General features: G+C 39.6%; 18 protein-coding genes. 16 read left to right on the top strand and 2 right to left on the bottom strand.

The window, feature by feature from the left end:
• Positions 1 to 18: 18 nt before the first annotated feature.
• Positions 19 to 1,644 (top strand): L-glutamate gamma-semialdehyde dehydrogenase, encoded by a 1,626-nt coding sequence (gene pruA / locus ABGT15_RS01090; RefSeq protein ID WP_367229570.1) that lies wholly within the window; start codon positions 19 to 21, stop codon positions 1,642 to 1,644.
• A gap of 41 nt (positions 1,645 to 1,685) precedes the next feature.
• Here the strand turns inward: pruA and rsmG are convergent, their stop codons facing one another.
• Positions 1,686 to 2,315, bottom strand: coding sequence for a 16S rRNA (guanine(527)-N(7))-methyltransferase RsmG (gene rsmG, locus ABGT15_RS01085; protein WP_367229873.1), 630 nt, complete (start codon positions 2,313 to 2,315; stop codon positions 1,686 to 1,688).
• A gap of 112 nt (positions 2,316 to 2,427) precedes the next feature.
• Here rsmG and ABGT15_RS01080 point away from each other — a divergent pair, with 112 nt between their 5' ends.
• The 4 genes from ABGT15_RS01080 to ABGT15_RS01065 all read left to right on the top strand — a co-directional run bounded on the left by ABGT15_RS01080 (position 2,428) and on the right by ABGT15_RS01065 (position 5,915).
• Positions 2,428 to 3,522: a fatty acid desaturase family protein gene (locus tag ABGT15_RS01080; protein ID WP_367229569.1), complete on the top strand. Its 1,095-nt coding sequence runs from the start codon at positions 2,428 to 2,430 to the stop codon at positions 3,520 to 3,522.
• Between the two features lie 25 nt (positions 3,523 to 3,547).
• Positions 3,548 to 4,750: a pyridoxal phosphate-dependent aminotransferase gene (locus ABGT15_RS01075; protein ID WP_367229568.1), complete on the top strand. Its 1,203-nt coding sequence runs from the start codon at positions 3,548 to 3,550 to the stop codon at positions 4,748 to 4,750.
• A gap of 293 nt (positions 4,751 to 5,043) precedes the next feature.
• Positions 5,044 to 5,619, top strand: coding sequence for a tetratricopeptide repeat protein (locus tag ABGT15_RS01070; RefSeq protein ID WP_367229567.1), 576 nt, complete (start codon positions 5,044 to 5,046; stop codon positions 5,617 to 5,619).
• 47 nt (positions 5,620 to 5,666) lie between these two features.
• On the top strand, positions 5,667 to 5,915 hold the full coding sequence (locus tag ABGT15_RS01065; protein ID WP_367229566.1) for a hypothetical protein: 249 nt from the start codon (positions 5,667 to 5,669) through the stop codon (positions 5,913 to 5,915).
• Between the two features lie 7 nt (positions 5,916 to 5,922).
• On the opposite strand, the gene ABGT15_RS01060 is transcribed toward ABGT15_RS01065, so the two are convergent.
• Positions 5,923 to 6,894 carry a hypothetical protein gene (locus ABGT15_RS01060; RefSeq protein ID WP_367229565.1) on the bottom strand — a complete coding sequence of 324 codons (972 nt, stop codon included), beginning with the start codon at positions 6,892 to 6,894 and terminating at the stop codon, positions 5,923 to 5,925.
• 166 nt (positions 6,895 to 7,060) lie between these two features.
• On the opposite strand from ABGT15_RS01060, the gene purT reads away from it, so the two are divergent.
• The 11 genes from purT to ABGT15_RS01005 all read left to right on the top strand — a co-directional run bounded on the left by purT (position 7,061) and on the right by ABGT15_RS01005 (position 15,409).
• Positions 7,061 to 8,227, top strand: a complete 1,167-nt coding sequence (gene purT, locus ABGT15_RS01055; RefSeq protein ID WP_367229564.1) for a formate-dependent phosphoribosylglycinamide formyltransferase — start codon at positions 7,061 to 7,063, stop codon at positions 8,225 to 8,227.
• Between the two features lie 30 nt (positions 8,228 to 8,257).
• A complete protein-coding gene (locus ABGT15_RS01050; RefSeq protein WP_367229563.1) occupies positions 8,258 to 9,193 on the top strand; it encodes a hypothetical protein in 936 nt (311 codons plus the stop codon).
• A gap of 4 nt (positions 9,194 to 9,197) precedes the next feature.
• The gene (locus ABGT15_RS01045; RefSeq protein WP_367229562.1) at positions 9,198 to 9,548 is read left to right on the top strand and encodes a DUF6370 family protein; all 351 of its coding nucleotides are present in this window, start codon (positions 9,198 to 9,200) and stop codon (positions 9,546 to 9,548) included.
• Positions 9,541 to 10,410 carry a cation diffusion facilitator family transporter gene (locus ABGT15_RS01040; protein WP_367229561.1) on the top strand — a complete coding sequence of 290 codons (870 nt, stop codon included), beginning with the start codon at positions 9,541 to 9,543 and terminating at the stop codon, positions 10,408 to 10,410. Before ABGT15_RS01045 ends, ABGT15_RS01040 begins: the two co-directional genes overlap by 8 nt.
• Positions 10,411 to 10,416: 6 nt before the next feature.
• Positions 10,417 to 10,992: a Crp/Fnr family transcriptional regulator gene (locus ABGT15_RS01035; protein ID WP_367229560.1), complete on the top strand. Its 576-nt coding sequence runs from the start codon at positions 10,417 to 10,419 to the stop codon at positions 10,990 to 10,992.
• A 289-nt stretch (positions 10,993 to 11,281) separates the two neighbouring features.
• A complete protein-coding gene (locus ABGT15_RS01030; protein WP_367229872.1) occupies positions 11,282 to 11,998 on the top strand; it encodes a pirin family protein in 717 nt (238 codons plus the stop codon).
• 172 nt (positions 11,999 to 12,170) lie between these two features.
• Positions 12,171 to 12,701 (top strand): YceI family protein, encoded by a 531-nt coding sequence (locus tag ABGT15_RS01025; RefSeq protein ID WP_367229559.1) that lies wholly within the window; start codon positions 12,171 to 12,173, stop codon positions 12,699 to 12,701.
• Between the two features lie 222 nt (positions 12,702 to 12,923).
• Positions 12,924 to 13,793, top strand: a complete 870-nt coding sequence (fabD, locus tag ABGT15_RS01020; protein ID WP_367229558.1) for an ACP S-malonyltransferase — start codon at positions 12,924 to 12,926, stop codon at positions 13,791 to 13,793.
• Between the two features lie 88 nt (positions 13,794 to 13,881).
• Positions 13,882 to 14,673: a HipA family kinase gene (locus ABGT15_RS01015; RefSeq protein WP_367229557.1), complete on the top strand. Its 792-nt coding sequence runs from the start codon at positions 13,882 to 13,884 to the stop codon at positions 14,671 to 14,673.
• Positions 14,651 to 15,034: a DUF3037 domain-containing protein gene (locus ABGT15_RS01010; RefSeq protein WP_367229556.1), complete on the top strand. Its 384-nt coding sequence runs from the start codon at positions 14,651 to 14,653 to the stop codon at positions 15,032 to 15,034. The genes ABGT15_RS01015 and ABGT15_RS01010 overlap by 23 nt, the downstream gene beginning before the upstream one ends.
• Before the next feature lie 123 nt (positions 15,035 to 15,157).
• Positions 15,158 to 15,409, top strand: coding sequence for a hypothetical protein (locus ABGT15_RS01005; RefSeq protein ID WP_367229555.1), 252 nt, complete (start codon positions 15,158 to 15,160; stop codon positions 15,407 to 15,409).
• The last annotated feature ends 26 nt before the right edge of the window (positions 15,410 to 15,435 follow it).

Genomic DNA, 15,435 nt, shown 5'->3' with positions numbered 1-15,435 from the left:
ACACAAATACAACAAATTATGCCAAAAGGAATTTACAATGTTCCCAAAGCGGTTAACGAGCCAGTTAAATCATACGCTCCCGGAACACCGGAAAGAGAAGCTGTAGCTGCAGCTTTCAATCAAATGTACAACAGCACTGTAGATGTGCCTTTATATATCGGATCCGAAGAAATTCGCACCGGAAAAACTAAAACCATGACCCCTCCTTTCGACCACAAACATGTGGTGGGTCAATACCATGAAGCTGAAAAAGAGCACATCGAAAAAGCGATTACTGCTGCATTGGAAGCAAAGAAAAAATGGGCCAACATGCCTTGGGAGCAAAGAGCTTCGATTTTCCTAAAAGCTGCAGAATTATTAGCAGGACCTTACCGCGCTAAAATCAATGCCGCAACGATGATTGCTCAGGCAAAAACCGTTCACCAGGCAGAAATTGATTCCGCTTGTGAATTGATCGACTTCTTGCGTTTCAACGTAGAGTTCATGACAAAGATTTATGCTGAACAACCAATCTCATCCGAAGGCATCTGGAACCGTATGGAACACAGACCATTGGAAGGATTCGTTTATGCCATTACACCATTCAACTTTACAGCGATTGCAGGCAACTTACCGGCATCTCCGGCTTTAATGGGGAACGTGGTAATATGGAAACCGGCTGCTACTCAGGTTTATTCCGCTAATGTAATCATGGAAGTATTCCAACAAGCGGGTTTACCGGCTGGAGTTATCAATATGATTACTGGAAATTCTGGAATGATTTCCGACACGTTGTTGGCTAGCCCTGATTTCGCTGGTATTCACTTTACTGGATCGACTGGAGTTTTCAACGATATGTGGGCAAAAATCGGTCAAAACATCAGTAAATACAAAACGTATCCGAGAATTGTAGGAGAAACTGGTGGTAAAGATTTCGTTATCGCTCACCCTTCTTCAATCCCTGCTCAAGTAGCAACCGCTTTATCAAGAGGCGCTTTCGAATACCAAGGACAAAAATGTTCCGCAGCTTCAAGAGCTTATATCCCAGCTTCTATCTGGCCAAAAGTTAAAGAATTATTATTAGCGGATTTAGCTTCCATGAAAATGGGATCTCCTGCAGAAATGAGCAACTTCGTTTCTTCTGTAATTTCAGAACAATCGTTTGACAAATTAGCAGGATTCATCGATAGAGCAAAACAAGATGCGGATGCGGAAATCATCGCAGGAGGTTCATATGACAAATCTGTTGGATATTTCATTCAGCCAACAGTTATTCTAACAACCAATCCTCATTATGTAACGATGGAAACCGAGTTGTTCGGACCTGTGCTTACCATCTATGTATACGAAGATGCGAAATGGACGGAAACGTTAGCAGTTGTAGACAGCACTTCTGGTTACGCTTTAACCGGAGCAATTTTCAGCCAAGACCGTTACGCGATAGTTGAAGCTACGAAAGCTTTGGAAAATGCTGCCGGAAACTTCTACATCAACGATAAACCAACGGGTGCGGTTGTAGGACAACAGCCATTTGGTGGCGCAAGAGCTTCAGGAACGAACGACAAAGCGGGTTCAGTATTGAACTTATTGCGTTGGGTTTCACCTAGAACAATCAAAGAAACATTTGTTACGCCGACGGATTATAGATATCCGTTCTTAGGATAATCCCTATAAAAAGAAAAAGCCTCGAAATTTCGAGGCTTTTTTTATGCTTTAAACTTCAGCGGCAAATGCACCACTTTTTTCGTTTCGAAAAATTCATCTTCAAAGAAATCGGATAAATTATACAATGTCGCTTTCGGGAAATCCTGCAATTCTTCGTTTAAATCTCCTCCTTTTAAATAGAGGATTCCATTTTTAAGCTCGTGATTGCTTTTCTTTTTGATTTTATCTTTTACCCATTTATAGAAATCCGGCATATTGGTTACCGCACGGCTTACGATAAAATCGAAATCTTCTTTTACGTTTTCGGCACGCATCTGTTCGGCTTTTACGTTTTGCAAACCAAGCCCTTGCGCCACTTCATTCACTACGCGGATTTTTTTGGCAATCACATCGATCAGGTAAAAATCGGTTTCCGGATACAAAATAGCTAAGGGAATCCCAGGGAATCCGCCACCGGTTCCAACATCCAACACTTTAGCACCCGGCTGGAATTCCATCACTTTGGCAATACCCAACGAATGCAGTACGTGTTTGGTGTACAATTCATCGATGTCCTTGCGCGAAATCACGTTAATTTTAGCATTCCAGTCCTTATACAATTCTTCCAGTTTTCGGAATTGTTCTAGCTGATTATCAGTAAGGTTAGGGAAATGTTTTACAATATCCTGCATCATTCAAAAATTTAGGCAAAAATACACATTTTATGGATGAAATTTTTATCAACTTTAACGAATTAGCTATTGATTAATAATTACCTTTGGGCGAATTTAATGCAACTAAAATATGGAAAATAACGCTCCTATTTTTTCAAAGACAGATAGTCTAAAGTTTTTCAGAACACTAAACAAACGTGTCAACGACTATTTCAAAGAAAATAACATCAAAAAAACCGGTAACTGGAAATTACACCTGAAAACCATCATTATGTTTTCCCTTTTCCTGACACCGTACTTCCTAATTTTAACCCTTGCTTTACCGCTTTGGGCGCATTTACTGATGACCATCGTAATCGGAATCGGAATGGCCGGCGTGGGCATGAACGTAATGCACGACGGAAATCACGGCTCTTATTCTTCTAAACCCTGGTTAAACAAAATCATGGGAGGAAGCATTTACATTTTGGCAGGAAATGTGTACAACTGGCAGGTACAGCACAATGTATTACACCACACCTACACCAACATTCACGGACACGACGAAGATTTGGAAGCCGGACGCATCATCCGTTTTACCAAACATGCGGATTGGTCACCCATTCATAAATTTCAACACTACTATTCTGTTTTCTTATACGGTTTACTGACATTTAACTGGGCAATTACAACCGATTTCAAGCAGATGCGTAGCTACATCAAACGAAAACTATCGTATGGTGAATTCCCAAGCCCTTTTAAATTATGGAGCACACTGGTAATCACAAAAGTAATTTATTTCTCAATCTGGTTGGTAATCCCTATGCTTTTAGGTATTGTTTGGTGGGAAGTTTTACTAGGATTCTTCATTATGCACTACACTGCCGGGCTAATTTTAAGTATCGTCTTCCAGTTGGCTCATGTAGTAGAAGAAACCGATCATCCGCAACCGGACGAAAACAATGAGATTGAAAACACTTGGGCAGCTCACCAATTATTCACAACCGCAAATTTTGCGCCTAAAAACTGGTTGGTAAACTGGTACACCGGTGGTTTAAACCATCAGATTGAACATCATATTTTTCCGAACATTAGCCATATTCATTACAGTAAAATAGGAGAAATCGTAAAACAAACGGCTGCGGAATGCAACCTGCCGTATTACGAATTCAAAACCATGCGTTCGGCCATGTACTCACATTTCAAGCATTTAAAAGAAATGGGACAGAAACCACAATTAGCATAACACATAACTACATAACTCAACTATTATGAACCCGTTATCGGACAGAATTAACAACCTGGCAGTATCGCAAACGTTAGCTATGGCAGCTAAGGCCAGAGAATTAAAAGCACAAGGAAAAGATATCATTAGCTTAAGTTTAGGCGAACCGGATTTCAATACGCCGGAATTCATCAAAGAAGCGGCCAAAAAAGCGATCGACGAAAACTACAGCACTTACACACCGGTTGAAGGCTATTTAGAACTAAAAGAAGCCATCTGCCGTAAATTCAAAAGAGACAACAATCTTGACTATAAACCTTCGCAAATTGTAGTATCTACCGGTGCGAAACAGTCTTTATACAACATTGCTCAGGTAATGCTAAACGATGGCGACGAAGTAATTCTTCCCGCTCCATATTGGGTAAGTTACTTTGAAATCATCAAATTATCCGGTGGAATTCCGGTGGAAGTACCCACATCGGTAGAAAGCGATTTCAAAATGACTCCGGAACAATTGGAAGCCGCCATCACACCAAAAACAAAAATGATGTGGTTCAGTTCACCTTGTAACCCAAGTGGTTCTGTATACAGCCGTGAAGAATTAACGGCTTTAGTAACCGTTTTGGAAAAACACCCGAACATTTATGTGGTTTCCGATGAAATCTACGAACACATTAACTTTTCGGGCACATTCTGCAGTATCGGATCGATTCCGGGCATGTTAGACCGTACCATTACCGTAAACGGAGTAGCCAAAGCATTCGCAATGACCGGATGGAGAATTGGTTATATCGGCGCACCGGAATTTATCGCCAAAGCCTGTACTAAAATTCAGGGACAAGTAACCAGCGGTGCCAATTCCATTGCACAAAGAGCCACCATTACTGCGGTAGATGCCGATCCTAGCGTATTAAAATATATGGTAGATGCTTTCCACAGCCGCAGGGATTTAGTGGTAGGACTAATCAAAGAAATCCCAGGTATGAAAATCAATGTACCGGAAGGTGCGTTTTATGTGTTCCCGGACGTTTCCGCGTTCTTCGGAAAAACATTAAACGGTGTACAAATCAATAATGCTGATGATTTTTCGATGTATTTATTGGAACACGCCAATGTAGCCACAGTGACCGGGGATGCTTTCGGAAACCCGAACTGTATCCGCTTCTCTTACGCCACCAGCGAAGATGTACTGAAAGAAGCGCTACGCCGTATTAAAGAAGCCGTAGCCACTTCCGAAGTTTTAGCATAACTCTCAAAAGCCTCAAAATTAACTTGAGGCTTTTTTTATTTTCAGTCTTTGGGCGTTACCGCAGGGGTCGGGCTGTACACTCTATCTTTTTTGTGTCTAAAAAAACACAAAAAAAGGATGCCGCTCCCATCCCTAACGCAAAACCTTTCCATACAAAAATCTCGTTCGGAAATCAAAACTGCACTTTATAATTCAACATTTCAAAAACACTTTACAAACATTAAAAAACGTAGGATTATTACTAAAAAATGTTTAGGTTTGAACTATTCTTTACAATCATGAAAAATTCAAACATGAAAAAAGCTATCCTGAGTTTTTGCACTATTATACTGTATTTCATTACATCTTCAACTGTTACAGCGCAATCAAAAGAAATTTTCACATTCGACACTAAATTTTATGACGGATTAGACAAGTGGGTTGTATTTCCAAAATCTGAAAAAGACACCTCCTATGCTATAGGATTCATTTATCTGGATGTCGCGGCAGGTTTCACCTTTAATTATGAAGGTAATCTTGAAGTAAAAGCCAACAAATTAGTGCTTCACAAATCTAATGTGGGAGGATTTGTAAAACATCGTTTGGGACATAACACTAACAATATTGCTATTTTAAACGACAACCAGATCAAAAGTTTAGCACTCAAAAAAGAACCTGAGTGGCTAGCCATTTATAAATCCGATCCAACAAAATTGCATTACCAAACCAAATTAGGTTCATTTTACAACAGCGTAGGAGCCTCAGACAAAGCTTTAGTCGTTTTATCCAAAGCATATGAAAAGGAAAAAAAAGATCCATATCTACTTTTCGAACTCAGCTATGCCTACAATGCATTAAAACAGCACGACAAAGCCATATACCTGTATTAGAAAACGCACTCAAAATTCACAGTTCCAATGAACTTTTTTACAAAGAATTGCTTTACGCCTACATGTATACCAATCAGTTGGACAAAGCTGAAAACACATACTACAACTATCTTAAAAAAGTGTCTTCAAAAAATCACCAAACAGAAATGGCTTATAACATTACATACTCCTATTTTCTAAAAAAGAACAAAACAAAATTTGAGGAATGGAAAAAAATCACGACTGCAACGACAAATAGCAATTCGGTGTATTTTAAAAATATTGAACTCATGACAAATGATTTCAACAAAAAGTAATTTATTTTCAATTATATCCCGTAACCGTATACCCAATCCCGATATTGTACATTGGATATTTCACATCCTTTTTATACACCATCGGGCGATTAATACGGCTCCATTTCTGATTCTCATTAAACGTGTGACGGAATAAAGTCAACGTACCTTTCGGCGCTTCCGCCAACGGATAATTCGGTAATATAATTTTGATGTATTTCTTTTTAACCCCATGAACCTCACGGATTCCAAAAGGTAATTCAGCCTTGTATTCCCCTGATTCATCCGTTTTCCCAAGCACGGTCATCACCAAAAAAAGACCTTCATCGGGAATTGGAACGTTTTCCTCAAAACTCACATCAATCTTTTGAGAAACCTTTCCGGATTGCACCACAAATACTTTATCGTAATCGTAAAGCTTTTCTCCAGGCATGTTCGTTTCATTTTTCATAAATTCAATTTTCATCATGGTACCGTAAGGTTTGTCTTCAAAAACTTCTTCTGCCGCACCCTGATACAAATCCTTGACAATTAAAGGAATGGAAACCGCTTTTAAGATACCTCTTTTTCGTTCCTTCGGAATATAAAACGCGTATTGCTGTCCTAACGACGACCAATACATCTTATCGATATTGTCATGCAGGACCGGTTTCACTACAAATGTTTTTCGGTTTTTGACATCCTCTTTATCCACTACGATCTTGAGTTCTTCCAAAACTTTCGCAGCCGGTTTAAGCAAAACCTCCGATTGCAGTACTGAAGCCGTTACAAGTCGTTTCGCTTCATACCCCATAAACGACACCTTAAGTTGTTCCGGAAATTCCTTATCCAAAATCACTTTACCGTTCTCATCCGAAAACACACCATAACCATTTAAAAAATCGATGGTTGCATACGGAAGTGTCTCTTTGGTAAGGGAATCTTTAACCACAAAATATTTTTCCTGCGCTACCAAAGCCATATTCAGCAGGCAGCATACAAGCAAAAGCAGATATCTCACACAATTGTTTTTCATATCCAAAATTAAAATCATAAATGATGTACTACAAAAAAAGCATCCTTAATGGGATAACTTCAAAAGTGTTCAATTAGTATTCATCCCAAAACATTTTTTGCCCAAACGTCATAATCTTACTACCTTTAAAACTTCAAAACAACACAACATCATGCAGAAAAAAATACTCCTTTTAGGTTCTGGAGAATTAGGAAAAGAATTCGTTATCGCCGCACAACGCATCGGGCAAAAAGTAATCGCAGTGGACAGTTACGAAAATGCTCCAGCCATGCAAGTCGCTCATGATTTCGAAGTTATCAATATGTTAGACGGTGCCGAATTAGATCGCATCGTAGCCAAACACCAACCGGATTTTATTGTTCCCGAAATCGAAGCCATCCGTACCGAACGTTTTTACGATTACGAAAAACAAGGCATTACCGTAGTTCCCTCAGCGAAAGCTGCCAATTTCACCATGAACCGTAAAGCCATTCGCGATTTGGCCGCAAAGGATTTAGGTTTACGAACCGCAAATTATCGTTACGCTACCACTAAAGAGGAATTGGAAAAAGCAGTAGCAGAAGTAGGCATTCCGTGTGTGGTAAAACCGCTGATGAGTTCTTCCGGTAAAGGACAATCGACCATTAAAACCCAAGAAGATATTGAAAAAGCATGGAACTACGCGGTAGATGGTTCGCGCGGTGACATTATCGAAGTGATTGTGGAAGCTTTTGTTAACTTTCATTCCGAAATCACGTTGTTAACTGTTACTCAAAACAATCATCCGACATTATTCTGCGCACCGATTGGTCACAGACAAGAACGCGGCGATTATCAGGAAAGCTGGCAACCGGCAAGAGTTTCCGAGGCAGCCATTTTAGAAGCTCAGGATATGGCGCGAAAAGTAACAGAAGCCTTAGGTGGCGCAGGGCTTTTTGGTGTTGAATTTTTCTTAACCGATGAAGGTGTATATTTCTCCGAATTATCCCCAAGACCACACGACACTGGCATGGTAACGTTAGCCAAAACGCAAAATTTCAACGAATTCGAATTGCATTTGCGCGCTATTTTAAACATTCCGATTCCGGAAATCACTTTGGAACGAATTGGAGCGAGCGCTGTAGTTTTAGCAACCGAAAACTCAAACAACCCAACGTATTCCGGCATTGAAAAAGTAGCTTCGTTATCTAAAACTGATTTCCGAATCTTTGGAAAACCCACTTCACGACCGTATCGAAGAATGGGTGTGGTTTTAGTAAACGATTCACTCGACACTCCGATTGAAGAGGTTGTGGAGAAAGCTAAAAAAACAGCTACTTTAGTAACTATCAATTCGTAATTTAGCATTTTCGAAACCATCCAACCGTCAATGAAAACGATTTTAACCTTTCTATTACTTATACTAAGCTGCTTGAGTTTTTCGCAGGATTTTTACAATCAGATGGGAAGCAAATCTGTGCCGACTTTTAATGAGAGTGACCAAAATGCAAACAAGGCACAAAAACTTGATGATATTGCATTCAAAACGCTGCTGCATATTGAACAAAAATCCGACAGCATTTTCCTTAAACGCCTCGGACTTAAAGAAAATGATTCCATTGCCTTTAATATACGGTTCTGTGTTCTTCCAGATGGCAGCACCCCCATAGATTCGGTTGCGATTAACACAGGTATTAAAACCTTTGACAACTACATGAAGCTAATGGTCAATTCATTACCAAAATTTTCACCTGCGGTAGACATTGAAACCGAAAAAGCTATTCATTATGTTATAAGTTTAGAAGCTGGTTTTGTTATTCAGAAAAAAACACTTAAATCACTTTACACAGAAGAGTTACGCCCGAAAGAAACCTCACAACCTAAATTTCAATATGTCATACCTCCCCTGGAGCCTTGCAATAACCAAAAATCAAAAGCTGCGGAAACCAATTGTACATATAGAAAAATAAACGATCTTGTAGTGTCAAGATTGGTAAATTTCATTCCAAAAGACGTTAGCTTTTTAAATGTAATGGTTCAGTTTAAAATTAATGAATTGGGAAAGATCCACAATGTCAACATTCTGAGACCTGATAACTATCCTACACAATTCAACAAAAAACTGACACAACTCTTGATGGATTTACCTAAATTCAGCATTGACAACAGCAAACATCAGGATATTGTTTACACACTACCAATAAGAATTACAATTAGTGGCAACAACAATGATCCTTCGAACGGCTTCTACAAAAGTGAGGATTTAAGACCGCGATACAATCGCACTACAGACAGAAGCAGAAATATAAGAGATTCAGATTTTTAAGATTATGAAAAAAAACATCTTTTTTATATTCTTGACATGCACTTTAACCCTAAGTGCCCAAGAGCAGAAAGACAAACCAAAAACCCAAATCGTAGAAGCTTCCTGCGGACAATGTCAATTCGGGATGACCGAAAAAAAAGGTTGTGACCTGGCCGTTCGCATCGATGGGAAACCCTACTTTGTAGAAGGCACCTCTATTGATCAACACGGTGACGCTCATGCTCAGGACGGTTTTTGCAACGCCATCCGCAAAGCCGAAGTTTCTGGTGAAATTATTGACAACCGTTTTAAAGTTACCACTTTCAAAGTAATCAATGAAAATCCGAAAAAAGACAATCTAAAAAAGCATGACTAACGAACAAGAAGCGGTAAAAGCAACCTATTTCAGCATTATTGGCAATACCTGTTTAGCCATCATCAAAGGACTTGCGGGTTTTTTCGGAAACTCTTACGCGCTAGTTGCGGATGCCATTGAATCTACCGCTGATATTTTTTCTTCTTTTTTAGTTTTGTTCGGTATAAAATATTCCAACAAACCGGCAGATGACAACCATCCCTACGGCCACGGAAGAGCAGAACCACTTATAACCTTTATCGTAGTAGGCTTTTTAATCACTTCGGCCACCATAATTGCTTATGAGAGCATTCAGAATATCGGAACCCCGCACGAACTTCCAAAGTCATGGACGTTATATGTTTTAGGCGTAATTATTCTCTGGAAAGAATATTCGTTTCAAAAAATCATGAAAAAGGGAATCCAAACCAACAGCTCTTCATTAAAGGCTGATGCCTGGCATCACAGAACGGACGCTATCACATCGGTTGCCGCTTTTCTCGGCATATCTATCGCTTTGTTCCTCGGAAAAGGTTATGAAGCTGCCGATGATTGGGCGGCTCTTTTCGCTTCCTTTTTCATCTTATACAACAGTTACTTAATTTTCAGACCGGCGCTGGGTGAGATTATGGACGAACACCGCTATGATGATTTAGTTGAAAAAATCCGGGCAATTGCTATAACAGTGGACGGTATCGTCGGAACCGAAAAGTGCTTTATCCGAAAAGCCGGAATGAAATTTCACGTTGATTTACATGCCATTGTTGATGCAAATATCACCGTAAAAGAAGGACATGATTTAGCTCACAAACTAAAAGACACCCTACGAAGTGAACTAATGGAATTGGGACACGTTTTAATTCATATCGAACCAAACGAATAAAAAGTCATGAATTTACTTCTTGAAAATATAGCTAAACACGTCTCACTCACATCCGAAGAGAAGCAACGTGTTTTGGCTTTTACCGAAATCCAACACTACAAAGCTAAAACTATCTTATTAAAAGAAGGTGAAATCTGTACCCATTCCTTTTTTGTAACCAAAGGGATTCTACGCAGTTACAACATTGATGAAAACGGTGTAGAACACGTAGTGAGTTTTGCCTGTCCCGGTTGGTGGATTGCCGATATGTACAGTTTTTTATCACAACGCCCTGGTCAATTGTACATCGAAGTGAATGAAGAAGCGGAAGTAATTTTACTCTCCAAAGAAAATCAGGATAAATTATATAACGAAGTACCTAAACTGGAACGTTTTTTTCGCATCCTGATTGAAAATTCACTGGTTGCCAACCAACAGCGTTTAATCGACAACCTCAGTTTCACCGCCGAAGCCCGTTACGACAAATTCACCAAAAAATACAAAGAACTCGTTCATTGTTTACCTCAAAAACAAATTGCTTCCTACATTGGCGTAACTCCGGAATTTTTCAGCAAAATGAAAGCGAGGCTTTTGAAAAAATAAGAAACTAAGGCACTAAGGTGTTAAGTCGACAGCCCGACGTTAAAAACATAGAACCTTAGCACCTCAGCACCTGAAAATCATTTCTTAATCTAGGTTAAGGAGTTCTCCCTATGCCCCAACGTAACTTTGTCCTATCAAAATCAAAGTTATGAACCGAAAAGATTTTATCCGAAAAACAATTTTAGGCAGCGGTGCGGTATTAACCGGCTCGGTTTTGGCCAAAACAGTTTCTGAATCCTCGGAAGAAGCCGTCGGATTCAATCACATTCAAAACACAAATTCAAAGATTATGGAAAATGTTATTTTACATAAAGCCGATACGCGTGGCAATGCAAATCATGGCTGGCTACAAAGTTTTCACACCTTTAGTTTTGCGAATTATTACAACCCGGAACGCATGAATTTCGGTGTACTTCGCGTGTTAAACGACGATACCGTTGCGGCAGGAATGGGCTTCGGCAAACATCCGCATCAAAACATGGAAATCATTAGCATTCCACTGGAAGGTGATTTGGAACACCAAGACAGTATGGGCAACAAGACCGTAATTAAAAACGGGGATATTCAGGTAATGAGCGCCGGAACTGGAGTACAACACAGCGAATACAATAAAAATCAGGACAAGGCAGTAAAATTTCTTCAGATCTGGGTAATTCCGAATAAACAAAGCGTAACCCCTCGTTACGACCAGATTACATTAAACCCTGAAGAACGCCACAACAAATTACAACAAATTCTTTCACCCAATGCAAACGATGCCGGTGTTTGGATACATCAGGACGCTTGGTTTCATTTGGGAAAATTCGATAAAGATTTTACAACCGAATACAACTTAAAAAAACAAGACAACGGCTTATATGTTTTCGTATTAAATGGCGATGTAACCGTAAACGGACAATCGTTAAACAAAAGAGATGGTTTTGGCATCTGGAATACCAATACCGTTTCCATTAAAGCCGATTCGGAAGCAGAGTTCTTGCTGATGGAAGTTCCAATGACTATATAAGTCACAGGATTCAGTCGCATTTAACAACAAAAACATTCAGATGACACCTTCTGTAAACTGTGCATGAGACTGCAAACTAAATTTCTTAATCTAGGTTAAGTACCTGAACAACAAACCCAACGTAACTTTGTTTCATCAAATTACAACAAGTAAAATTTAAAAAAATACAATTATGGCAACAACAAAATGGGCTATTGACCCTTCTCACTCAACAATCGGCTTTAAAGTAAAACACATGATGTTTACTAATGTTTCCGGAAAATTTGAAAACTACGATGCAACTATCACTACTGATGGTGACGATTTTTCTAAAGCGATCATTGAATTTTCGGCAGATATCAATTCGATCGACACCAGAAATGCTGACCGCGACAACCACTTGAAAAGTGCCGATTTCTTCGATGCGGAAAACTACCCAAAAATGACGTTCAAAGCCTCTTCTTTCACTAAAGTAGATGATGAAAATTACGAAATAGCTGGCGATTTGAGCATGCGAGGCGTAACAAAGTTCGTAAAACTTCCGGCAGAATTCAGCGGATTGATGACCGATCCTTGGGGAAACACAAAAGCAGGCTTGAACATTTCCGGAAAAGTAAACCGTAAAGACTGGGGCCTAAACTGGAACTCCGCTTTGGAAACCGGTGGCGTTTTAGTGAGTGAAGATGTAAAACTAGACATCGAGTTACAGTTTTTAAAACAATAATAGCTTTTCATAATAATTAAGTTTTTGGTTGATGATGAACCCGTTGTTTTGTAATGAAGCAGCGGGTTTCTCTTTTCAAACACAAAAGACCATTACTATTTAGCCCCGATGGGAGCGGCACCTTGTAGAGCGGACAGCGGGAACGACACCTCCAAAAAAGCCAAAATGTCGGCGCTCCAAAAAAATTGCTATTTTTGTTTTTCCAAACTAAACATTAAAAAAATGAAAGCATACGTATTTCCCGGACAAGGCGCTCAGTTCACCGGAATGGGTAAAGATTTATACGAAACCTCAGCGGTTGCCAAAGAATTGTTCGAAAAAGCCAACGATATTTTAGGTTTCCGCATTACCGATATCATGTTTGAAGGAACAGCTGAAGAATTGAAAGAAACAAAAGTAACTCAGCCCGCGGTTTTCTTGCACTCGGTAATTTTAGCTAAAACGTTAGACATTAAGCCTGATATGGTGGCCGGTCACTCCTTAGGCGAATTTTCAGCTTTGGTGGCTAACGGAACCTTGTCGTTTGAAGACGGTTTGAGATTGGTTTCCCAACGCGCGATGGCGATGCAGAAAGCTTGCGAAATTACACCTTCCACTATGGCTGCAGTTTTAAATTTAGACGATAAAATTGTCGAAGATATTTGCGCTTCAATTGATGGCGTGGTGGTTGCCGCGAACTACAACTGCCCGGGTCAATTAGTAATTTCCGGCGAATTAAAAGCCGTGGAAGAAGCTTGCGAAAAAATGAAAGAAGCCGGAGCGAAACGCGCTTTAATCTTACCAGTTGGTGGTGCTTTTCACTCACCAATGATGGAGCCAGCAAGAGAAGAATTAGCTGCAGCGATTGAAGCGACAACATTCAACACACCAAGCTGTCCGGTGTATCAGAATGTAACGGCAAGCGCAGTTTCTGATCCTGCAGAAATCAAGAAAAATTTAATCATCCAGTTAACAGCTCCTGTAAAATGGACACAATCCGTACAGCAAATGATTGCTGATGGCGCAACAAGTTTTACGGAAGTTGGACCGGGGAAAGTTTTGGTTGGTTTGGTAAACAAAATCAATAAAGAAGTAGAAACGATTTCGGCTTAATTTACCGCCGACACATATAGAAACTCCGATGCTAAAACGTCGGAGTTTTTTATTTTTAGTAATATCTTTGTTTCAGAAGACTTTCATTATGACTCCAACTAGTTTGCGCACGGTTAATGTTATGCGTTACATTACTCCTTTACGGGAAGGCGGCTCATTGCCTGCTTTGGCAGAAGCGGATGATGATTTCAAATACGTTTTAAAATTTCGCGGTGCCGGACATGGCGTAAAAGCTTTAATTGCTGAATTATTGGGTGGTGAAATCGCCCGACATTTAGGTTTAGCTGTTCCGGAACTGGTTTTTGCGACTTTAGATGAAGCCTTTGGGCGCACAGAAGCGGATGAAGAAATTCAGGATTTACTGAAATTCAGTCAGGGATTGAATTTAGGATTACATTATTTGTCCGGAGCCATAACATATGATGCCGCGGTAAATGATTGTGACGAACTTTTGGCTTCCAAAATCGTCTGGCTGGATGCGTTTATTACCAATGTAGACCGAACTTTTCGCAACACCAACTTATTAATCTGGCATAAAGAATTATGGTTGATTGACCACGGCGCTTCGTTTTACTTTCATCATGCCTGGAACAATTGGGAAGCGAGTGCGGTGACGCCTTTTGCTTTGATTAAAGATCATGTTTTATTACCCAAAGCAACAAAACTGGAAGAAGCCCATCATGAATTTACAACAAAATTAAACGACGATATTCTGCGAAAAATTGTAGCACTTATACCGGAGGATTGGTTACTTTGGGACGACCATTCGATTACTCCGGAAGAAATCCGAAACGTTTATTTTCAGTTTTTAGCCACCCGTTTACAAAATGCCGATTTATTTTTAAAACAAGCACAAAATGCACGAAAGATACTTATATGAATATGCCGTAATTCGCGTTGTACCGAGAGTAGAGCGCGAAGAATTCCTGAACATCGGACTGATTCTTTTCTGCAAACAAAAGAAATACCTTCGTATGGAGTACACTATCCCATCAGACAAAATACGTATGCTGTGCACCGAATTTGATTTAGAACAGTTAGCGGAAAACATGCATTCTTTTAGTAAAATTTGTACCGGAAACCCAGATGGCGGGCCGATTGCCCAATTGGATACCGCAGAACGTTTCCGCTGGCTGACAGCAATTCGAAGCTCCAGCATTCAAATTTCAAGACCACATCCAGGCTTCAGCTACAATCTGGATGAGACCTTCGAAAAACTATATCAAGAATTAGTTTTGTGAAAGAATAACAAAAAGTTATAAATTATTAAAATAAATTTTACAAAGTTCTATTGTTTTTTATTAAAAAAATAGTTTAACTTTAGTGTTACCTATAAATAATTATTAATTCTTAAAACTTAGAAAATGAAAAAAACACTTTTAGCGTTAGCATTCGTAGGAGCATTAATGGTTTCTTGTAAAGAAAAAACAGAAGAGAAAATGGATGAGGCGGCAGATGCTGCTGCAACTGAAATGACTCAGGCTGTTGATTCAGCTGCTGCTGATATGGGTGCTGCTGTTGATTCAGCTGCTGCTAAAACAGGAGAAGCTGTAGAAGCTGGTGCTGCTAAAGTTGAAGCTGCTGCTAAAGAAATGAAAGAAGAAGCTAAACACTAAGAAGCCTATTCTTTTAAAAAACGAAT

This window comes from Flavobacterium enshiense, assembly GCF_040750275.1.
GTDB classification, from domain to species: domain Bacteria; phylum Bacteroidota; class Bacteroidia; order Flavobacteriales; family Flavobacteriaceae; genus Flavobacterium; species Flavobacterium enshiense_B.
Note: the sequence above shows the minus strand (reverse complement) of the source record. Positions and strands in the feature narration are given on the sequence as shown.